Source organism: Claveliimonas bilis, from assembly GCF_020892095.1.
Classification (GTDB): Bacteria; Bacillota; Clostridia; order Lachnospirales; family Lachnospiraceae; genus Claveliimonas; species Claveliimonas bilis.
In genome coordinates, this window is sequence record NZ_AP024845.1 from 1,836,482 (window position 1) to 1,856,670 (window position 20,189).

At 46.6% G+C, this 20,189-nt stretch carries 19 protein-coding genes; 16 read left to right on the top strand and 3 right to left on the bottom strand.

Going from position 1 to position 20,189, the window contains the following annotated elements; genetic code table 11:
- Positions 1–10: 10 nt before the first annotated feature.
- The 5 genes from EUBC25_RS09055 to EUBC25_RS09075 are packed head-to-tail and all read left to right on the top strand — an operon-like array spanning position 11 to position 5,416.
- Positions 11–1,369, top strand: coding sequence for an acetyl-CoA carboxylase biotin carboxylase subunit (locus tag EUBC25_RS09055; protein ID WP_230107586.1), 1,359 nt, complete (start codon positions 11–13; stop codon positions 1,367–1,369).
- Complete coding sequence (locus tag EUBC25_RS09060) at positions 1,366–3,081, top strand: acetyl-CoA carboxylase carboxyltransferase subunit alpha (RefSeq protein ID WP_230105169.1); 1,716 nt, start codon at positions 1,366–1,368, stop codon at positions 3,079–3,081. Before EUBC25_RS09055 ends, EUBC25_RS09060 begins: the two co-directional genes overlap by 4 nt.
- 10 nt (positions 3,082–3,091) lie before the next feature.
- Positions 3,092–4,183, top strand: coding sequence for an NAD(P)H-dependent flavin oxidoreductase (locus EUBC25_RS09065; protein WP_230105170.1), 1,092 nt, complete (start codon positions 3,092–3,094; stop codon positions 4,181–4,183).
- A 38-nt stretch (positions 4,184–4,221) separates the two neighbouring features.
- Positions 4,222–4,668: a MarR family winged helix-turn-helix transcriptional regulator gene (locus tag EUBC25_RS09070; protein ID WP_230105171.1), complete on the top strand. Its 447-nt coding sequence runs from the start codon at positions 4,222–4,224 to the stop codon at positions 4,666–4,668.
- 19 nt (positions 4,669–4,687) lie between these two features.
- Positions 4,688–5,416 carry an NAD-dependent protein deacylase gene (locus tag EUBC25_RS09075; RefSeq protein WP_230105172.1) on the top strand — a complete coding sequence of 243 codons (729 nt, stop codon included), beginning with the start codon at positions 4,688–4,690 and terminating at the stop codon, positions 5,414–5,416.
- An 80-nt stretch (positions 5,417–5,496) separates the two neighbouring features.
- Here EUBC25_RS09075 and EUBC25_RS09080 read toward each other — a convergent pair whose 3' ends face one another.
- Complete coding sequence (locus EUBC25_RS09080; RefSeq protein ID WP_230105173.1) at positions 5,497–5,922, bottom strand: hypothetical protein; 426 nt, start codon at positions 5,920–5,922, stop codon at positions 5,497–5,499.
- A 224-nt stretch (positions 5,923–6,146) separates the two neighbouring features.
- Positions 6,147–6,752 carry a putative ABC transporter permease gene (locus tag EUBC25_RS09085; RefSeq protein WP_230105174.1) on the bottom strand — a complete coding sequence of 202 codons (606 nt, stop codon included), beginning with the start codon at positions 6,750–6,752 and terminating at the stop codon, positions 6,147–6,149.
- A 188-nt stretch (positions 6,753–6,940) separates the two neighbouring features.
- On the opposite strand from EUBC25_RS09085, the gene EUBC25_RS09090 reads away from it, so the two are divergent.
- The 10 genes from EUBC25_RS09090 (at position 6,941) to EUBC25_RS09135 (ending at position 17,478) form a co-directional block, all read left to right on the top strand.
- Positions 6,941–7,591, top strand: a complete 651-nt coding sequence (locus EUBC25_RS09090; protein WP_230105175.1) for a hypothetical protein — start codon at positions 6,941–6,943, stop codon at positions 7,589–7,591.
- 86 nt (positions 7,592–7,677) lie between these two features.
- Positions 7,678–8,196 (top strand): peptidylprolyl isomerase, encoded by a 519-nt coding sequence (locus EUBC25_RS09095; RefSeq protein ID WP_230105176.1) that lies wholly within the window; start codon positions 7,678–7,680, stop codon positions 8,194–8,196.
- A 56-nt stretch (positions 8,197–8,252) separates the two neighbouring features.
- On the top strand, positions 8,253–9,110 hold the full coding sequence (locus EUBC25_RS09100) for an energy-coupling factor transporter ATPase (RefSeq protein ID WP_230105177.1): 858 nt from the start codon (positions 8,253–8,255) through the stop codon (positions 9,108–9,110).
- Complete coding sequence (locus tag EUBC25_RS09105; protein ID WP_230105178.1) at positions 9,095–9,961, top strand: energy-coupling factor transporter ATPase; 867 nt, start codon at positions 9,095–9,097, stop codon at positions 9,959–9,961. The genes EUBC25_RS09100 and EUBC25_RS09105 overlap by 16 nt, the downstream gene beginning before the upstream one ends.
- Positions 9,958–10,773 (top strand): energy-coupling factor transporter transmembrane component T family protein, encoded by an 816-nt coding sequence (locus tag EUBC25_RS09110; RefSeq protein WP_230105179.1) that lies wholly within the window; start codon positions 9,958–9,960, stop codon positions 10,771–10,773. The genes EUBC25_RS09105 and EUBC25_RS09110 overlap by 4 nt, the downstream gene beginning before the upstream one ends.
- 80 nt (positions 10,774–10,853) lie before the next feature.
- Positions 10,854–11,642, top strand: a complete 789-nt coding sequence (truA, locus tag EUBC25_RS09115; RefSeq protein ID WP_230105180.1) for a tRNA pseudouridine(38-40) synthase TruA — start codon at positions 10,854–10,856, stop codon at positions 11,640–11,642.
- 114 nt (positions 11,643–11,756) lie between these two features.
- Positions 11,757–13,739: a sodium-translocating pyrophosphatase gene (locus EUBC25_RS09120; protein WP_230105181.1), complete on the top strand. Its 1,983-nt coding sequence runs from the start codon at positions 11,757–11,759 to the stop codon at positions 13,737–13,739.
- Positions 13,740–13,938: 199 nt separating this feature from the next.
- Positions 13,939–14,280 (top strand): PadR family transcriptional regulator, encoded by a 342-nt coding sequence (locus tag EUBC25_RS09125; RefSeq protein WP_230105182.1) that lies wholly within the window; start codon positions 13,939–13,941, stop codon positions 14,278–14,280.
- Positions 14,267–15,553: a permease prefix domain 1-containing protein gene (locus EUBC25_RS09130; protein WP_230105183.1), complete on the top strand. Its 1,287-nt coding sequence runs from the start codon at positions 14,267–14,269 to the stop codon at positions 15,551–15,553. Before EUBC25_RS09125 ends, EUBC25_RS09130 begins: the two co-directional genes overlap by 14 nt.
- A gap of 386 nt (positions 15,554–15,939) precedes the next feature.
- Positions 15,940–17,478, top strand: coding sequence for an ATP-binding cassette domain-containing protein (locus EUBC25_RS09135; protein ID WP_230105184.1), 1,539 nt, complete (start codon positions 15,940–15,942; stop codon positions 17,476–17,478).
- Positions 17,479–17,577: 99 nt separating this feature from the next.
- Here EUBC25_RS09135 and EUBC25_RS09140 read toward each other — a convergent pair whose 3' ends face one another.
- On the bottom strand, positions 17,578–18,861 hold the full coding sequence (locus EUBC25_RS09140; RefSeq protein ID WP_230105185.1) for an L-cysteine desulfidase family protein: 1,284 nt from the start codon (positions 18,859–18,861) through the stop codon (positions 17,578–17,580).
- Between the two features lie 171 nt (positions 18,862–19,032).
- Between EUBC25_RS09140 and nagA the strand changes: the two genes are divergently transcribed.
- Positions 19,033–20,181, top strand: a complete 1,149-nt coding sequence (gene nagA, locus EUBC25_RS09145; RefSeq protein WP_230105186.1) for an N-acetylglucosamine-6-phosphate deacetylase — start codon at positions 19,033–19,035, stop codon at positions 20,179–20,181.
- Positions 20,182–20,189 lie beyond the last annotated feature (8 nt).

Here is a 20,189-nt window from a genome sequence, read left to right on the forward strand (position 1 = left end):
GGTGAAACAGATGAGACATGAAATAAAAAAAGTATTGATCGCCAACCGCGGCGAGATTGCAGTGCGCATTATCCGGGCATGCCGGGAAATGGGGATTGAGACCGTTGCCGTCTATTCGGAAGCGGATAAAGAAGCGCTTCATACGCAGCTTGCAGATGAAGCGGTCTGTATCGGTCCGGCGCCTTCGACAGAGAGCTATTTAAGCATGGACCGCATTATCAGCGCGACGATCATATCCGGAGCCGACGCCATTCATCCGGGTTTTGGATTTCTTTCAGAAAACAGCAGATTCGCCGAGCTGTGCGAGCAGTGCAACATTACCTTTATCGGCCCGAAAGCCGAAGTCATTGCAAAGCTGGGAAATAAGCAGGAAGCAAGAAATACAATGGTGGCGGCCGGCGTGCCGGTTATTCCGGGAAGTAAGGAGCCGATCTACGATGCGCAAAGCGGTGCCAAAGTCGCGGAAGAAGTAGGGTATCCTGTTATTGTAAAGGCAGCTCTCGGAGGCGGCGGAAAAGGAATGCGCGTTGCACAGACACCGGAAGAATTTGAGTCCAGCTTTTTGACAGCACAGAAGGAAACGCAGATGGCGTTCGGGGATAATACGATGTACATTGAGCACTTTGTAGAACACCCGCGTCACATTGAATTTCAGATTCTGGCGGATGAATACGGACATGTCATTCATCTTGGAGAGAGAGACTGCTCCATCCAGAGAAATCATCAGAAGATGATCGAAGAATCTCCCTCCACGGCCCTTACAGAAGATCTGCGCCGGCAAATGGGCGAGGCGGCAGTAAAGGCTGCGAAGGCAGCAGGATATGTCAATGCGGGAACCATTGAATTTCTTCTGGAAAAAAATGGAAACTTCTATTTCATGGAAATGAATACCAGAATACAGGTGGAACATCCCGTTACGGAATGGGTGACAGGCATTGATCTGATCAAAGAGCAGATCCGCATTGCATCTGGAATGGAGCTTTCCTATACCCAGGAAGATGTAAAACTTACCGGTCATGCCATCGAGTGCCGAATCAATGCTGAAAATCCGGAAAAAGGCTTCCGCCCTTCACCGGGGACGATCACAGATATCTATCTTCCGGGAGGCAAGGGAATACGCATCGATTCTGCAATTTACAGCGGTTATACCATCCCGCCTTACTATGATTCCATGATCGCCAAGCTGATCGTGTGGGCCAAAAACCGCGGGGAAGCCATACGGAAAATGCAGAGCGCTCTCGGCGAGATCATTATTGAGGGAATCGACACCAATGTAGACTACCAGTATGAAATTCTGAACAACCCGGATTACATAGCTGGAAATATAGATATTGAATTTATTGAGGAACTGGAAAGAGCGAAGAAATGAAGTTAGAAAATATGTTCAAAAAGACCAGAACAGCATCTGGGAAAAAATCTTATATTTCATTGCGGGAAAAACGCCCCGAAGTGCCGGAAGGACTGCTTAGAAAATGTAATAAATGCGGAAGCGCTATTATTGCCGAAGATGTAAAACGGGGATATTATATTTGTCCGAAGTGCGGAGGATATTTTCGCGTCCATGCCTACAGAAGGATTGAAATGATCGCTGATGCGGGAACATTCGAGGAGTGGGACAAAGACCTGATCGGCGGAAATCCTATGGATTATAAGGGATATCCGGAAAAAATGAAGGCAGTCCAGGAGAAAACAAATCTTCGGGAAGCAGTTGTGACAGGAAAAGCGAAGATTGAGGGGACCGACGCTGTGATCGGCGTATGTGACGGTCGTTTTTTCATGGCAAGCATGGGAGAGGCAGTGGGAGAAAAGGTTGCAAGAGCAATAGAAAGAGCGACAGAAGAAAAGCTGCCTGTGATCCTGTTCGCCTGTTCCGGCGGAGCCAGAATGCAGGAGGGGATCACATCCCTTATGCAGATGGCTAAGACATCTGCTGCATTGAAGCGCCACAGCGATGCAGGCCTTCTCTATATTTCCGTACTGACAGATCCGACAACGGGAGGCGTGACGGCAAGCTTTGCCATGCTGGGAGATGTTATCCTGGCTGAACCGAAAGCATTGATCGGTTTTGCAGGGCCGAGGGTGATTGAACAGACTATCGGTCAGAAGCTTCCGAAAGGATTCCAGAGATCCGAGTTCCTTTTGGAACATGGATTTGTGGATCGGATCGTAGAGCGTCAGGAAATGAAATCAGTACTTTCGGAGATCCTTAAACTTCATAAAAAGGAGAAGGCAGCGGTTGAGAGCCCTTCCCTGAAAGAATCTGAAAACCAGAAGGAAAAAGGACAGCTTTCCGGCCAGGATATCAGCGCGTGGGAGAGAGTGCAGCTTTCCAGAATGAAGGACCGGCCGGTAGGCGAAGACTATATCCGTGCTTTATTTACGGATTTTATGGAATTTCACGGAGACAGATATTTTGCAGATGACAAGGCGATCATTGGAGGCGTTGCCAGGTTTAAAGGACAGCCGGTAACAGTGATCGCACAGGCAAAAGGAACAAATACGAAAGAGAATATTGAACGGAATTTCGGAATGCCTTCACCGGACGGATACCGCAAAGCTCTCCGGCTGATGAAACAGGCAGAGAAATTCCATCGACCGGTCATCTGTTTTGTAGATACGCCCGGCGCGTTCTGCGGACTGGAAGCAGAAGAGAGAGGGCAGGGAGAAGCGATTGCAAGAAGCATTTATGAAATGTCCGCTTTGAAAGTTCCGGTACTTTCTGTTATTATCGGCGAAGGCGGAAGCGGTGGTGCGCTTGCCATGGCTACCGCCGATGAGGTGTGGATGCTGGAAAATTCCATTTATTCAATTTTGTCTCCGGAAGGATTTGCAAGTATATTGTGGAAAGACAGTACCAAGGCAAAAGAAGCGGCAGAAGTCATGAAACTGACTGCCGGAGATCTTTATCGGGCGGGGATCGTAGAAAAGGTGATTCCGGAACCGGAGCACTATACGGTTATGAACATAGAGAAGGTAACGGAGAACCTTTGCCAGGATATTCAGAGGTTCTTAACTGTTTATCAGGAAATGCCGGAAGAAGAATTGACAGAAAGAAGATATCAGCGTTTCCGCCGTATGTAGGAGAATTTATATGAAAATAGAGCCATTAAAGCTGGGAGAGATTACAGCAAAACTCCCGGTGATCCAGGGAGGAATGGGAGTGGGCATCAGCCTTGGCGGTCTTGCCGGGGCTGTTGCCAAAGAGGGAGGAATCGGAATCATTTCCGCAGCACAGATTGGATATCGGGAACCGGATTTTGACCGGGATCCCAAAGCGGCCAACCTAAGAGCGATAACGACAGAGTATGAGAAGGCACGAAAGATCTCGCCGGATGGTGTGATCGGCTTCAATCTGATGGTGGCTATGAAATTTTATGAGGACTATGTCAGGGAAGTGATCAAAGCAGGAGCAGATCTTATCATATCGGGAGCGGGCCTTCCCATGGATCTGCCGAGGATCGCAAAAAAAGCAGAGACAGAATATAAAAGAGACAGAAAAGTACTGCTTGCACCCATTGTTTCCACAGAAAAGTCTGCCCGCGTTATCTTAAGGTACTGGGACAGAAAATATCAGAGGATTCCGGATCTTCTGGTAATAGAAGGACCTCTTGCAGGGGGGCACCTTGGATTTACCAAAGATCAGCTGGAGCATTTTGGCAAAGATTCCTATGAAGAGGAAATCCGGAATATACTGGAAGCGGTGAGAGAATTTGAAGAAAAATACGGCCGGAAAATCCCGGTAGCCCTTGCAGGCGGAATAGAGGGAAAAGAGCAGGTAAAACGGGCATTTGAGCTGGGAGCAGACGCCGTACAGGTGGCGACACGCTTCGTAACCACAGAAGAATGTGATGCGGATATCCGATATAAGGAAGCTTATATAAAAGCGGAAAAAGAGGATATTATCATTGTAAAAAGCCCGGTGGGAATGCCGGGAAGGGCAATCCGGAACGCGTTTATGGAGAGGGTCATAAAGGAAGGAAAAATTCCTCACAGTCCCTGCCATCAGTGCCTTCATTCCTGTAATCCAAAGGAGATACCATATTGTATCACAGACGCACTGATCAACGCGGCAAAAGGAGAGACGGAACAGGCTCTTCTCTTTTGCGGAGCATATGCCTATAAGGCAAAAAGGATCGAAACAGTGAAAGAAGTCATTGCCTCTTTGCTGCCGGAACCGGTATAATAGAAATAGAGAAATGTTTACAGGAAGGAGGGCTTTTCATGGATGCATACAAAACGATCAACGATATCCTGGTGAATCTTATCAACGAAATCTGGGAGTTGGAAGAAAAAGCGATCATTACAGAAGAATTTAAAGATCTCACCAACAATGATATGCATGTCATAGAAGCGATCGGCCCAGAGGAAGGTAACAATATGTCATCCATTGCAAAAAAACTGAATATTACGGTAGGATCGCTGACGACAGCTATGAACAGCCTTGTAAACAAATCTTATGTTTCAAGAAGCAGAAGCGAAAAAGACCGGCGAGTTGTCTATGTAAAGCTTACAGAAAAAGGTATCCGTGCCTATCAGCACCACGAAGATTATCATCGCCAGATGACAGAAGCGATCCTGGCGAAGCTAAGCGAAGATGAGATTCCGGTCCTGATGAAAACCCTGGACGGATTGTCTGAATTTTTCCGGGGGTACAGTCAGAAATCATAAGGCTCCGGGAGGGATGAATATGTATGAAGAAGAGATAAAAAAGCTGCAGGAAATTATTGATGACAGTGAAAGGATCGTATTTTTTGGAGGGGCAGGTGTGTCTACAGAAAGCGGAATACCTGACTTCAGAAGCGCTGACGGTATTTATCACCAGCAGTATAAATACGCTCCGGAGCAGGTTGTAAGCCACAGCTTTTTTGTGCGTCATACGGAAGCGTTTTATGATTTTTATAAAGAGAAGATGGTATGTCTTGAGGCGAAGCCGAATCAGGCTCACAAAAAGCTGGCAGAGCTGGAGGAAAAGGGAAAGCTTGCGGCGGTCATCACCCAGAATATTGACGGACTCCATCAGATGGCAGGAAGCCGGAAGGTGTATGAGCTCCACGGCAGCGTTCACCGGAATTACTGCCAGAAATGCGGAAAATTCTATGACGCAGCCTATGTAAAAGAATCCCGGGGAGTTCCCAGATGCCAGTGCGGCGGGATCATCAAGCCGGATGTGGTACTCTATGAGGAAAGTCTGGACGGCTCTACCATCCGGGGAAGCATAGAGGCTATCAGCAGCGCCGATACGCTGATCATTGGAGGCACATCCCTGGTAGTATACCCGGCGGCAGGCTTTATCGACTATTTTCACGGAAAACATCTGGTGGTAATCAATAAGAGCGCTACTGCAAAAGAAGTGGGAGCAGAACTTAGTATTGCTGCCCCCATCGGAGAAATATTGGGGCAGATCCAGGTAAGATAAAATATAGGATGATAAGAAGGGGAGATCGTACCTTGCGAAAAGCTGCGGTCTCCCCTGAATTTTATGTTTTATATTTCGGATCATTCGGACTTTGTTTTCCGTTCCCTGTCTCTGATATATCTGATATATCGGTAAATCTCGGCGCCTGCCATCAACGCACCTATGCGGGTCAGAAACATGGCATTCGTTTCTAAGAGTGAGACTCCGGCATACATGGCGAATAGATATACTTGAATCACCAGGGTTGCCATCCAGACAGACGGGAGGTCGATCAAAAGGATCTCCCACAATAGTGTTTCTGACCGTTTCTTCTCCCGGCCTATGGTTACGATCGCAAGAGCGGACAATATGTATGAGATGATGACATGTATGGCCTGGAAACCGACAAGACTTATGGGATCTGAAATGCTCTGTTCTAATCGGAAGTTTATGGCAGGAACGGCAAGGATGGAATAGAGATAAACCAACAGAGCTGTGAAAATGGTTTTTTTATTAAATTTTCTCATATGTTTCCCCACTCATTGAAAATAAAATATTTGCTCTATTAAGTTGCTCCACAGATTTATACTGTCATCATACCAGTTTGTCTGTGAATTTTAAATGAAAATTTTTAAAATCAGTTGACAAAGGGCCATTTCATAGTGCTGCATATGACATAACTGTCTCTAAAGTTTCTTTTCTCTGTACATGGACAAGACATCTGTGATAAAATCAACGGTAAAGTCGAAAGTCAGATGGCGGTTGTAATACCGAATCCTGTATTGGGATGCAGAAAGGATACGGCAATGTCGGCAGCAAAAATAAGAAGAAGAGCCGCGCAGAGAAGGCAGAGGTATTTTTGGGGGATGCGGGAAAATATCGCTTCAAGCTTTGGAGCGATGATATATACGATGGCAAGTCCGCCGATGCCGAAGATCAGAAGTCCTGTCAGGCAGACTCTTCCCTGGATCTCAAAAAGCATGTCCGAATAATTCCACCAGCGGACTTGGAATAAAGTTTCCAGAGCCAGTCCGGAAAAGTATTCGATGATGCCGCACAGCAGCATCGTCATGCCGAAAAGACGGAGCGGACGGTCCTGCCATTTCTTCAGCACAAGAAGGATCAGGACTCCACCGGTCCCGTAAATCGGCAGCCACGGACCGGTCAGGACGCCGCGGTTGATGAACATGCCGTCCATCACAAGATGAAGGAGGACTTCCCACAGCCATCCAATACCGGAAAAGGTAAAGAAGATCAGAACAAGCGACGGGAAGGAATAGTGTTTCTGATATTCCAAAGAAGCAGACGGACGGATGGATAAAAGCAGGTTTTCCATACGGTTTACAGCAGTTTTCATAACATTACCCCCTTCATGATCGTTTCTTTTTTATCTGCTTATAGTGTAAAAGAAAGAATTAAAGATATAGGGCGGAAAATTATAAAGATTTCCGAAAGATTTCTGACGGAAAAATTAAGCATTGAAATTTAGGATTGATATGGAGAGAAGAAATCAGCTATATTGCAGATGGAGGTTTGCAGTCAGACATGAAAAAACAACTGGATTATTTTGAAATAGAAGGAGAGTTCGGAGGGAACCAGGACTGGTTTACAAACGTAGTGATGCACATTGGCGGATGCGCCGCTGCTACAGCATGTGACAGCTGCATCTATTTTGCTCGGGAAAAAGGGATGAAACATCTTTATCCCTATGCTCCCTATGACCTTTCAAAGAGAGATTACAAAAGTTTCAGTATGAAAATGAAGCCTTATCTGAAACCACGAAAAGGCGGCGTAGATAAACTGGAACTTTACATAGACGGGATGACAGATTATCTTCAGGATGTGGAACAGTCGGGAAAACATATCCGCATGGAGGCTTTTGCAGGGGAAAATTCCTGTGACAAGGCCTGGGCGGTGGTCAGGAAACAGATTGACGCCGGATATCCGATTCCCTATCTTCTGCTGCGCCACGAAGATACGGGGCAGTTCAGAGACTTTATCTGGCACTGGTTTCTTCTGGTAGGATATGAAGAAAAAATGGAAGGAGATCAGAAGAAAAGGCTGGTGACAGCGGCAACTTACGGTCAGGCAACCACATTTGTTCTGGATGAACTGTGGGAAACCGGGAGAGAGCCAAAAGGAGGGATGATCCTTTACTCCATTGAAGATGGGGAAAAGAGGGAGTCCGCTTTTTAGGATAGGGGATGAAGGAGTTTGCAAAAAGCACTGTCCCCATGTTACAATATTCAGGAAATCTGATGAAAGAAACGAGGTAAGAAAATATGGCAAATCCTATCGTTACGATTGAAATGGAAAACGGAGATATCATGAAAGCAGAGCTGTATCCGGAGATTGCTCCTAATACAGTCAATAACTTTATCTCATTGGTGAAGAAAGGATACTATGACGGTCTGATCTTTCACCGTGTGATCAGCGGATTTATGATCCAGGGCGGATGCCCCGACGGAATCGGAACGGGCGGTCCGGGATACAATATCAAAGGGGAATTCAGCCAGAATGGTTTTGCAAATGATCTGAAGCATACAGAGGGAGTGCTGTCCATGGCAAGAGCAATGCATCCGGACTCTGCAGGAAGCCAGTTCTTTATCATGCACAAAACTTCACCTCACCTGGACGGTGCATATGCGGCGTTCGGTAAGATCACAGAGGGAATGGACATTGTAAATAAGATTGCAGAGACTGACACAGACTACAGTGACAGACCTCTTAATGTACAGAGAATGGCAAAGGTGACAGTAGACACAATGGGCGTAGATTATCCGGAACCGGAGAAGGCATAGAAGAATAACGTAAAATAGGACACAGTAAAATTGACCGGAAAGGGAGCGGCAAAAAGATGGCAGAAGAAATGGTTAGGACAAGGGACCTTGTCTTTGAATATGAAAAGCGGGATGAAGAAGGAAACGTGATCGGCAGCTCCCGTGCGATCGATGAAGTGGATCTGGATATTAAAGAAGGCCAGTTTATTGCCATTTTAGGTCACAACGGTTCGGGTAAGTCAACACTGGCAAAACATATCAATGCGATCCTTGTTCCCACAGGAGGGACGATCTGGGTAGACGGAAAGGATACGAAAGATCCGGAAGAACTCTGGAATGTGCGTCAAAGTGCGGGAATGGTATTTCAGAATCCGGACAATCAGATCATTGGCACAGTGGTGGAAGAGGATGTGGGATTCGGACCGGAAAATCTGGGCGTTCCCACAGATGAGATCTGGAAGCGTGTGGAGGACAGCTTAAAGGCTGTTGGAATGATCGAATACCGCCATCATTCTCCCAACAAGTTGTCCGGCGGACAGAAGCAGAGAGTCGCAATTGCAGGTGTGATCGCTATGGAACCAAAATGCGTTGTGCTGGATGAACCTACTGCCATGCTGGATCCGATTGGAAGAAAAGAAGTGTTAAATACCGTGCGGGCGCTCCGTCATCGGAAAAACGTTACGGTAATCCTGATCACGCACTATATGGAAGAAGTCATATATGCGGATAAGATTTTTGTAATGGATCACGGAAAAGTAGTGATGAATGGAACTCCAAAAGAAATTTTCTCACAGGTGGACATGCTGAAGCATTACCGCCTGGATGTGCCGCAGGTTACCATGCTGGCGGATGAACTTAGGAAAAAGGGGCTGGATATTCCGGCGGGAATTTTAAAGAAAGAAGAATTGGTGGAAGCACTATGTCAATTAAATTAGAACATCTGAATTATATATACAGTCCCGGAACTGCTTACGAAAAACAGGCGCTTAAAGATATCTGCCTTGAGATTCCTCATGGGGAATTTGTAGGGATCATCGGTCATACCGGATCCGGAAAATCGACACTGATCCAGCATTTAAACGGACTGATCCGGGCAACCAGCGGAACGATTTACTATAACGGAGAGGACATCTATAAAGAAGGCTATGACATGAAGAAGCTTAGGAGCCAGGTGGGACTTGTGTTTCAGTATCCGGAGCATCAGCTTTTTGAAGTGGATGTTCTGTCCGATGTATGTTTTGGTCCCAAAAACCAGGGATTTTCACCGGAAGAGTGCGAAGAGAAGGCAAGGGAAGCTTTAAAGCTGGTAGGACTAAAGGAAAAATATTATAAATCCTCTCCTTTTGAGCTGTCGGGAGGGCAGAAAAGAAGAGCAGCCATTGCAGGTGTTCTTGCAATGGATCCCAATGTGTTGGTTCTGGATGAGCCGACAGCGGGGCTGGATCCCAAGGGCCGTGATGAGATCCTTGATCAGATCGCGTATCTGCACCAGCAAAGAGACATGACAGTAATCCTTGTCTCCCACAGTATGGAAGACATTGCAAAATATGCAGACCGGCTGATCGTGATGAATAAAGGTCAGGTCCTGTATAATGACAGGCCCAAGATGGTTTTTTCTCATTATCAGGAATTGGAGCAGATTGGTCTGGCAGCGCCCCAGGTGACTTATATCATGCACGATTTGAAAGAGAAGGGGTTTGATGTGAAAGTGACGGCAACGACAGTGGCGGAAGCGGCAGAAGAGATTATGCAGGCAGTTCAGGCGAGGCGGGGGAGAAAAGAATGATACGAGACATAACAATAGGACAATATTATCCGGCCAAGAGTGTACTGCATCGTCTTGATCCGAGAGTGAAACTGGTTGGAACGCTTTTATATCTGATATCTTTGTTCCTTTTTGATAATATTTGGGGCTATCTTGTGGCAACGGTCTTTCTGATTACAATTATCCGTTTGTCTAAGGTTCCTTTCAGCTATATTATGAAAGGCATGAAGCCGATCATTATGCTTTTGCTGATAACAGTGCTTTTCAATCTTTTTCTTACCAGAGGAGGAGATGTACTTTTTCATGCCTGGATTTTTACCATAACGGAAGCAGGTCTTCGGACAGCGGTTTTTATGGCGATACGGTTGATATACCTGATTGCAGGATCTTCCCTTATGACATTTACGACAACGCCTAATGCGCTGACAGACGGGATTGAAAGCCTTCTGCATCCGCTGAATAAGATCCATGTTCCGGTGCATGAGGTTGCTATGATGATGTCCATTGCGCTTCGGTTCATTCCTATTCTTCTGGAAGAGACAGATAAGATCATGAAAGCGCAGATTGCAAGAGGCGCAGATCTGGAGAGTGGAAATATCATCCAGAGGGCCAAAAGTATGATACCTATACTGGTTCCTCTGTTTGTGTCTGCATTCCGGCGAGCCAATGACCTTGCCATGGCTATGGAATCAAGGTGTTACCGGGGCGGCGAAGGACGTACAAAAATGAAACCGCTGAAATATCATGGCAGAGACCGGGCCGCTTATATTATCGTGATCGTTTATGTTGCGGCAGTGTTCTGTATTGGAAAACTGGGGACGGGGGTTTTTTAGAGCCTCCGTTTTTCTTTGATTTGGAAACATCCCTTTATAAAAAGAGATATCCCCAAAATGTGGAAAAGGATGTGGATAACATGCGGAAAAGAATAAAATTGACAGTCGCCTATGATGGAACAAACTACTGTGGCTGGCAGATCCAGCCAAATGGCCTGACAGTGGAAGAGGTACTCAATAAAAAGATCAGTGCTCTTACCGGAGAAGATATCAAAGTGATCGGAGCCAGCAGAACAGATTCCGGCGTACATGCCCTTGGCAATGTGGCAGTATTTGATACGGAATCATCGATTCCGCCGCAGCGGTTCGCCTACGCTTTGAACCAAAAGCTGCCGGAGGATATTGTGATCACAGATTCCAGAGAAGTTCCGGCTGACTGGCATCCGAGATATCAGGACAATATCAGCAAAATATATGAGTATCATATCTACAACGGGCCGGTGCCTGACCCGATGAAGCGCTGCTATGCCGCCTTTGTTTCTTTTCCCCTGGATATAGAAAAAATGCGGATGGGGGCAGACTACCTCGTAGGAGAGCATGATTTTGCAAGTTTCTGCAATGTACGGACCAACACGGAAGATACGGTCCGTACCATTGAGGATATGCAGATCCTGATACAGGAAAAGCGGACAGAGGAAGATTCTTCCCCTGGCGGAAGAGAGATCGTCATCCGTATTAAAGGCAATGGATTCCTCTATAATATGGTGCGTATTATTGTCGGGACCCTGATCCGTGTAGGACGGGGATTCTATGAACCGGAGAAGGTAGAGCAGATTTTACAGATGAGAAAAAGGACGGAAGCGGGAGTGACAGCTCCGCCCCAGGGACTGGTTTTGGTTAAAATACTTTACGGAGAATCTGAAAAATAATGTGCTAATTCAAATGTATAAATGAAAAACACAGAAAATACAATAGAAATATAGTAATTGATAGAAATTAATGTTAGAATGAATGTACGAAAAAAGAGAACGGAGGTATTTTGTATGGAAGGATTGTTGAAGGTGGTTCCGTTCTTCGGCATTCTGGCATTAATTTTTGCGGCCTATCTGGCAGCAAAGGTGTCAAGGCAGGAAGAAGGAACTCAGCGCATGAAGGAAATCGCATCGGCCATCAGTGAAGGGGCCAGAGCTTTCCTCATGGCAGAGTACAAGATTCTCGTATTTTTTGTACTCATTTTATTTGTGCTGATCGGCCTGGGAATCGGCAACTGGATCACGGCAGTATGCTTTGTCTGCGGAGCTTTGTTTTCCACCCTTGCCGGGTACTGCGGAATGCAGGTGGCTACACGGGCTAATGTCAGAACGGCAAATGCTGCAAGAAACAGCGGGATGAATAAAGCCTTATCCATTGCATTTTCCGGCGGCGCTGTTATGGGGATGTGCGTGGCTGGATTTGGAGTGCTGGGGGTGGGTCTGATCTATGCATTGACGGAAAATGTAGAGATCCTGTCCGGATTCAGTCTCGGCGCTTCTTCGATTGCATTGTTTGCTCGTGTGGGCGGAGGCATTTACACAAAGGCTGCGGATGTGGGAGCTGACCTGGTGGGAAAAGTAGAGGCCGGCATCCCGGAGGATGATCCGAGAAACCCGGCAGTCATTGCAGATAATGTAGGTGACAATGTAGGAGATGTTGCCGGCATGGGAGCGGATTTATTTGAATCTTATGTAGGAGCATTGATCTCAGCTCTTACACTTGGAGTTGTCTATTATCAGATAGCAGGTGCAGCCTATCCGCTGATCATAGCCGGACTGGGACTTTTGGCGTCTATACTGGGAAGCTTTTTTGTGCGAGGAGATGAAAATTCCAATCCACATAAGGCGTTGAAGATGGGTACATACGTTTCCAGTATTTTTGTGGTGATCGCTGCGTTTGTATTCAGCTGGTTCATGTTTGGGGGCATGAATGAAGCGATTTCTATTGTAGCCGGATTGATCGTTGGTCTGGTGATCGGTATCATCACTGAAATATATACATCAGGAGATTACAAATCAGTAAAAGAAATCGCAGCACAGTCGGAAACGGGTTCCGCTACCACTATTATCAGCGGCCTTGCCGTGGGAATGAAATCGACGGCAGCACCGATCCTTCTGATCTGTGTGGGAATTTTTGCCGCTTATCAGTTCAGTGGTCTTTATGGAATTGCTCTTGCCGCTGTAGGTATGCTTTCCACTACAGCCATTACCGTTGCAGTGGACGCTTATGGACCGATCGCCGACAATGCAGGAGGAATTGCAGAAATGTCCGGACTGGAGCCGGAAGTAAGGAAGATCACAGATAAATTGGATGCAGTGGGCAATACGACGGCAGCCATCGGCAAAGGATTTGCGATCGGTTCTGCAGCCCTGACGGCGCTGGCCTTATTTGTATCTTATGCAGAAGCTGTCCAGCTGACACAGATCGATCTTTTAAATAACCGTGTGATCATAGGACTTTTTATTGGAGGCATGCTTCCGTTTCTGTTTTCAGCAATGACGATGGAATCGGTCTCCAAGGCTGCCTATCAGATGATCGAGGAAGTGCGGAGACAGTTTGCAGCTATGCCGGGAATCATGGAAGGAACACAGCGGCCGGATTACAAGTCCTGTGTAGCGATTTCCACAACAGCAGCATTAAAGGAAATGCTGGTTCCCGGAGTGATGGCAGTAGCGGCGCCTCTTTTGATCGGTATTGTCTTAGGACCGGACGCGCTTGGAGGTCTGCTGGCAGGATCTCTTGTAACCGGAGTGATGATGGCGGTATTTATGTCCAATGCAGGAGGCGCCTGGGATAATGCGAAAAAGTATATCGAGGACGGTAACCATGGAGGCAAGGGAAGCGATGCCCATAAAGCGGCAGTTGTTGGAGATACCGTGGGGGATCCTTTTAAAGATACATCCGGACCGTCCATCAATATTTTAATTAAATTAATGACCATTGTATCACTGGTATTTGCACCGCTGTTTTTGTCGATCGGAGGACTTTTATAGAAGAATGACGGGGTAAGGAAAAAGAATAACCTGAATTTAGAGTAGAAAAGAAGGACCGCTCAAACTATGGATATTTTGCTTCTATAGTTTGGGTGGCTTTCTTTTGTATGAAACTTTACGAATTTGTCTTGACATATATCGGACATCTATATATTATATAGATAACCGATATATCGATAATCTATACAAGGAGGAAACTATGGCTGTGGAAAAAAGTCTTTTATCAGGAAGTACGGCTATGCTGATCTTAAAGCTTCTCGAAGAAAAGGAAATGTATGGATATGAAATGATAGAAACTCTTCGGGAGCGGTCTGAAAATGTTTTTGAGCTGAAAGCAGGTACCCTGTATCCGCTTCTGCATTCTCTGGAAGAAAAAGGGGCGTTGGAGTCCTATGAAAGTGAAATAGGGGGAAAGGTGAGAAAGTACTACCGGATCACAAAGGAGGGAAAAAAACAGCTGAAGGAAAAAACGAAAGAGTGGAAGGAGTATTCCCGTGCAGTTGCAAATGTACTGGGAGGTGCAGTATATGAATATGCATGATTATCTCATGACAGTTTCAGAGCAGATCCGGTGCAGAAGGGCGTGGCCCATGATCGAAAAGGAACTTAGGGATCACATTGAAGATCAGAAGATTGACTGCATGGCAGAGGGAATGACTGAAAAAGAAGCGGAGGAGGAAGCGGTGCGGCAGATGGGAGATCCGGAAGAAACCGGAATGAGCCTGAATCAGATCCATCGCCCCAGGATGGACTGGAAGCTTCTGGCAGTTGCGTTTCTGTTGGCAGCAGTTGGGCTGCTTCTTCAGTGGATGACTTATCAGCAGCCCGATTCTGCATATAAAGCGGCAGAAGTCTGGAGGCAGGTAAGATATTCGGCAGCAGGTTTTGTAATTATGATCCTGCTTTGTTTTATGGATTACAGCCTGATCGGGAGATATGCGGGCAGGATATGGCTGGCGGTTCTTGGTCTGGAGGTATTCACTTATGCGGTAAACGTGATGTGGTACAGGGGAATATGGATCAATGGGGGAATTTACTCTTATGGAGCGCTGATCGACTGCCTTCTTCTGCCTGCCTTTGCCGGAATGCTGTGGAGCCGCAGGGGAAGCAAAGAAAAAGGAATTGCCAAAAGTGCAGGATGGCTGCTTGTGATTGGCATTCTTTTTCTGCTTCCGTTTCAGAACCATATATATGCTCCGGTTGTGTTTGGAATCTGCGGGACAATGCTCTGTGTGACAGTGTGGAAAGGCTGGTTTTTCCAAAAACAAAATCAGAAGAAAGACAAAAAACAAATCCGGATTTTACTGGGGCTTATCCTTTTGACGGCAGTCGGCGCTCTTTTGCTTGCCTGGTATACAGGGAATCATTTCATCCCAATGGAATACAGTCAGACGGTGCGTGAAAATGTTCAGAGTCTTGCGGCAATGGATAAGGCGGGAGTGGATCTTACCGGAAGCGAACTTGAGTGGACAAGGTTTGATGTGCGGGGCAATTTTCTGTGGCTTTATTTGTTTTATCGTTTTGGGATGGCTCCGGTTACGCTGCTTACTGTTTTGGCAGTCCTTTTTCTTGTCTTTCTCTTTCTGGCGGTTTTCCGGCAAAAAAATCGTCTGGGATTTCTGATAGGGCTGGGATGCGTAAGCTTTGTTGCGGTTCAGATCATCTGGTATCTGGGAAGCAATCTGGGGCTTTTGCCGTCAGGTCAGGGTTATATGCCGTTTTGTACGATCGGAGGGACTAATATGACAGTGACCTACATTTACACAGGACTTCTTCTGTCCGTTTACAGAAACAGCCGGGTAGTGAAGAATTAGAGAATAAGAATACAGATTGACATGCTCCGGATACTGTGGTAGGTTAATAGAGACAGCAGTTGGCTGCAAAGATGCAGTCGATCATGTAAAAGGAATGAATCTGATATAGAAGAGGAGATGAAAGGATGAAGAATTTCTGCAGATAAATATGAATTTCATATTTGGCGCACAATGATCGCAATGATAAATGGTGTGTGCATGCAGAGAAGAAGATCCTGGAATCCGGAAAAGAAACTGCGTATGGAATGATACGGCGCAGCATAAAAAGGCAAATGGAAAAGAAGGAAGACATGGAAATTGTTCCGTGTCTTTTTTTATTTGACAGGAAACTTTGTTCCCGGTATTTTTTCTGCTGTCATGCACCTGGAAAAAGGAGGAATGCGGATATGTCTTTGATAAGTGTAAATCATCTTTCCTTTTGCTATGAGGGAGGGATAGAGCCGGTCTTTGAAGACGTCTCCTTCCAGATCGATACAAACTGGAAGCTGGGACTGACCGGCAGGAATGGAAGGGGTAAAACAACGCTTCTTCACATATTAGAGGGAAAATACGAATATACAGGAACCATAACAGGAGCCGGGGGAATGGATTATTTTCCTTTTGAGATCACGGATCCAGGGCAGGATACGATCGTGATAGCCAAGGAGCTGGATCCGTACTATGAGCTTTGGAAAATATGCCGGGAACTGTCCTTTCTCGATGTGGACAGTGAAGTGCTGTACCGTCCGTTTGATTCGCTGAGTGGCGGAGAACAGACGAAGGTCATGCTGGCAGTTCTGTTTTCAAGGGATAATCATTTTCTTTTGATCGATGAACCTACCAATCATCTGGATATGGGGGCAAGAGAGCAGGTCATGCAGTATTTAAAGAGAAAAAAGGGATTTATCCTGGTGTCTCACGACAGACATTTCCTGGACGGATGTGTGGATCACATTCTTGCCATTAACCCGGAAAATATAGAAATAACCCGTGGGAATTTTTCTACATGGCAGTCAGAGAAAGAGAAAAGAGACGTTTCCCAGCAGGCAGAAAATGAAAAATTGAAAAAGGATATCCGACGCCTGGAGGAGGCGGCCAGACGGACGGAAGGCTGGTCAGATGCGGTGGAGCGGACAAAGACAGGCAGCAAAATAGCGGGACTGCGCCCTGACCGGGGAGCGATCGGACATAAGGCGGCAAAAATGATGAAACGTTCAAAAAGTATAGAAAACCGGAGAAATGCTGCGGCAGAGGAAAAGAAAAAGCTCCTGAAAAATGTGGAGCATACAGAAGAGCTGAAGCTTTATCCTCTCACCCATCATAAGCAATGTCTTGTTGCCATGGAAGATGTGACTCTGGCCTATGGGAACCATGAAGTGTGCAGAGGATGGGATTTAAAGATCTGCCAGAATGAGCGGATTCTCCTGCAGGGGCCTAACGGATGCGGGAAATCCAGTATTTTAAAGGCAGTGCTGGAGGCTACAGGATGGAAAGAAGACGCCGGCTTGAAAGGACAAGAGAAGGAAGAAAGCCGGGATGAGCTGAAGAAGGAAGGGAAAATAGAAACAGCGGCAGGACTTATTATTTCCTATGTTCCCCAGACGCCGTCAGGACTGGAAGGAACCTTAAAGGAATACGCGGACAGATATGATCTTCCCGAATCTACTTTTCTTGCGCTGCTTCGGAAGATGGATTTTTCAAGAATGCAGTTTGAAAAAAGACTGGAAGATTACAGCATGGGACAGAAAAAGAAGGTTCTTATTGCAAAAAGTTTATGTGAGCAGGCCCATCTTTATATTTGGGATGAACCAATGAACTATATTGATATTTTTTCCCGGCAGCAGATCATAGAACTGATCAGAAAATATCATCCAACAATGCTGCTGGTGGAGCACGATTATGACTTTGTCAGACAGGTGGCGGTGCGCACCGTAACCGTGCCGTAAAAAGCATCTGCGTAAAAGGCATCTATGTGCCGGAAGAAGCAGAAAATATAAGAGAGCAGGTTTTTAGGTGACCTGCTCTCTTCATTGTAATTGTGATTTTTAAATACAGGAAAGATCAGTTTTTCCGATCATGAGATTCAGGATTTCCACATCGGTCTGACGCATGCCTTCCCGTCCCATATATCCGATGGCCTTTACGGTGTCCTCTGCCGTTTCCATGGCAAGACCTTCGCCTGCTTCAAAGCGGATGCCTTTCATTGCCATTTTGTGACCGAGAAACGCTGCCTGAAGAGAGGAGGAAATTTTAGCGGCACAGCTTGGTTTTGCGCCGTCGCAGGTGATCCCTCCCACATTTACGATGGTATTGATCACTGTATTTTCAATTTGTTCCTGTGTACCGCCGCACAGATAGGTGATGCCTGCCCCTGCTCCGGCAGCCGCACAGACAGCGCCACAGTAGGCGGAAAGAGGACCGATATAACGTTTCTGATCCTGGGCAACCAGGTTGGAAATGCAAAGAGCGCGAAGGAGCTGCTCCTGAGATTTTCCGGTGCCCTTCGCGTATTCGATCACAGGAAGGGAACAGGTCATTCCCTGATTGCCGGAACCTGAGATAATAATAACAGGAAGGGAGCAGCCGCTCATTCTGGCGTCAGATCCGGCGGCAGCCCGCGAAATGGATCTCCATTTGACGTCGTCTCCGAACTCTTCAAGGATCATACGGCCGATCCCGGCGCCCCACTCATGTTCCAGACCTTCATCCGAAATGGCTGTATTATACGCAATCTGCCGTTCCAGAACTTCCCGGACTTCACCCAGATCTACTTCTTTCGCAAAAGCAATAATGTCTTTTAGGTTTAAAAGAGACTTGTCCACCTGTGCTTTCACAGGATCGGCGTCTCCCTGATAGATCACTTCTCCGTTCCGTTCGATCAAAGTAATGCAGGTGTGGCTGTTTTCTATACGTACAACTGACCTGTCTGTTCCTTTGAGAGCTTGGATCTCGATGAAAAGGTTGGGCACCCCTTCTTTCAAGAGACAGGTACAGAAATGAGATTTCAGAAGTTCCTTTGTCTTTATGCGGTCTGTTTCAGAAACGGTTTCCAGCACTTCCAGTTTACGACCTGCATCTCCGCCCAGCGCTCCCAGGATGACGGCGGCTTCTACCCCTTTTAACCCTCCGGAATTGGGAACCTTTACTCCTTTTACATTCTTGATGATATTACCGCTGCACAGAGCCTTTATACTTTCCGGAAAATCTCCAAGGACTTCTACTGCCTTTGCGGAAGCATAGGCAAGAGCGATCGGCTCCGTACATCCAAGAGCAGGTATGAGTTCTGTTCTTAAAATTTCTACGTAATTATTATAAATTTCCCCGTTCATTGTTTCCTCCGATTTGTATGATTACAACTTTACTATAACAAAAAGCATAACAATCCACAATGCTGGAAATTGCTTTTGTTGACGGTAAATGTTACAATCTTTGCATAAAGCATTGTCCGCCCCGGAAAGGGAATTTGTCCGGGAAGAGCAGGGAAAGGAGCGAAAAAGATCATGCACATTAAAAATGTAAAAGTATACGGAGAAGACAAACGATTTGAAGAAGGAGAAATTTTTATAGATGAAGACAGAGGGATTTTTGCGGAAGGCGAAAATTTGCCGGAAGGGAAAGTGATAGATGGAGAGGGCTGCTTTGCGGTTCCCGGATTCATTGACATCCATTTCCACGGCTGCAAAGGCTATGATTTCTGTGACGGCACAATAGAGGCAATAGAGAAGATCGCGGAATACGAGGCGTCTGTAGGTGTGACGGCCATTTGCCCGGCCACTATGACGCTTCCGGCAGAGGAGCTGGAGCACATTCTTGCCACAGCGGCAGGATATCGGAAAGGCGCTCATGGAGGGGCCGACCTCTTGGGCGTGAATATGGAAGGACCGTTTATCAGTGAAGAAAAGAAAGGGGCCCAGGATGCAAGGAATATTTGCAGGTGTGATGCCGGCATGTTCCGGCGTTTCCAGAATGCGGCAGAAGGACTTGTGAAATATATCGGGATCGCGCCGGAAAAAGAAGGAGCGCTGGAATTTGTGGAAGAGGTAAAAGACGAAGTCCATGTTTCCCTGGCTCATACCAATGCGGATTATGACTCTGCAAAGGCAGCGTACGACAAAGGGGCATGTCATGCGGTTCATCTGTACAATGCCATGCCGGCCTTTTCTCACCGGGCGCCGGGCGTTGTAGGGGCTGTGGCGGACAGCTCTCATGTGATGGCGGAACTGATCTGCGACGGGGTGCATATTCACCCGGCAGTGGTGCGTACAACCTTTAAAATGCTTGGAGAAGAACGGATCATTTTCATCAGCGACAGTATGAGAGCCACCGGTATGCCGGACGGCAGATACACACTGGGAGGGTTGGACGTGGATGTGAAGGGGAACCGCGCAACCCTTGTATCGGATGGATCTCTGGCAGGATCTGCCACTAATCTGATGGACTGTGTGCGGACGGCAGTTAAAAAGATGGAGATTCCTCTGGAGACAGCTATCGGATGCGCCACAGTAAATCCGGCCAAAAGCCTTGGAGTCTATGATAAATACGGATCTATTTCCGTGGGGAAAAAGGCCAATATGCTGCTCCTTGATCAGGATCTGAATCTGAAAGCAGTTATAAAAGACGGGAAAATGTTAGAAAGGCAAGCTGTGTAATAAAAGCG

Coding starts and splice junctions, on each gene's coding strand:
- EUBC25_RS09055 (WP_230107586.1), top strand. CDS start 11: ATGAGACATGAAATAAAAAAAGTATTGATCGCCAACCGCGGCGAGATT.
- EUBC25_RS09140 (WP_230105185.1), bottom strand. CDS start 18,861: ATGAACGGGGAAATTTATAATAATTACGTAGAAATTTTAAGAACAGAA.
- EUBC25_RS09065 (WP_230105170.1), top strand. CDS start 3,092: ATGAAAATAGAGCCATTAAAGCTGGGAGAGATTACAGCAAAACTCCCG.
- nagA (WP_230105186.1), top strand. CDS start 19,033: ATGCACATTAAAAATGTAAAAGTATACGGAGAAGACAAACGATTTGAA.
- EUBC25_RS09105 (WP_230105178.1), top strand. CDS start 9,095: ATGTCAATTAAATTAGAACATCTGAATTATATATACAGTCCCGGAACT.
- EUBC25_RS09080 (WP_230105173.1), bottom strand. CDS start 5,922: ATGAGAAAATTTAATAAAAAAACCATTTTCACAGCTCTGTTGGTTTAT.
- EUBC25_RS09085 (WP_230105174.1), bottom strand. CDS start 6,752: ATGAAAACTGCTGTAAACCGTATGGAAAACCTGCTTTTATCCATCCGT.
- truA (WP_230105180.1), top strand. CDS start 10,854: ATGCGGAAAAGAATAAAATTGACAGTCGCCTATGATGGAACAAACTAC.
- EUBC25_RS09095 (WP_230105176.1), top strand. CDS start 7,678: ATGGCAAATCCTATCGTTACGATTGAAATGGAAAACGGAGATATCATG.
- EUBC25_RS09090 (WP_230105175.1), top strand. CDS start 6,941: ATGAAAAAACAACTGGATTATTTTGAAATAGAAGGAGAGTTCGGAGGG.
- EUBC25_RS09100 (WP_230105177.1), top strand. CDS start 8,253: ATGGCAGAAGAAATGGTTAGGACAAGGGACCTTGTCTTTGAATATGAA.
- EUBC25_RS09070 (WP_230105171.1), top strand. CDS start 4,222: ATGGATGCATACAAAACGATCAACGATATCCTGGTGAATCTTATCAAC.
- EUBC25_RS09060 (WP_230105169.1), top strand. CDS start 1,366: ATGAAGTTAGAAAATATGTTCAAAAAGACCAGAACAGCATCTGGGAAA.
- EUBC25_RS09125 (WP_230105182.1), top strand. CDS start 13,939: ATGGCTGTGGAAAAAAGTCTTTTATCAGGAAGTACGGCTATGCTGATC.
- EUBC25_RS09110 (WP_230105179.1), top strand. CDS start 9,958: ATGATACGAGACATAACAATAGGACAATATTATCCGGCCAAGAGTGTA.
- EUBC25_RS09075 (WP_230105172.1), top strand. CDS start 4,688: ATGTATGAAGAAGAGATAAAAAAGCTGCAGGAAATTATTGATGACAGT.
- EUBC25_RS09130 (WP_230105183.1), top strand. CDS start 14,267: ATGAATATGCATGATTATCTCATGACAGTTTCAGAGCAGATCCGGTGC.
- EUBC25_RS09120 (WP_230105181.1), top strand. CDS start 11,757: ATGGAAGGATTGTTGAAGGTGGTTCCGTTCTTCGGCATTCTGGCATTA.
- EUBC25_RS09135 (WP_230105184.1), top strand. CDS start 15,940: ATGTCTTTGATAAGTGTAAATCATCTTTCCTTTTGCTATGAGGGAGGG.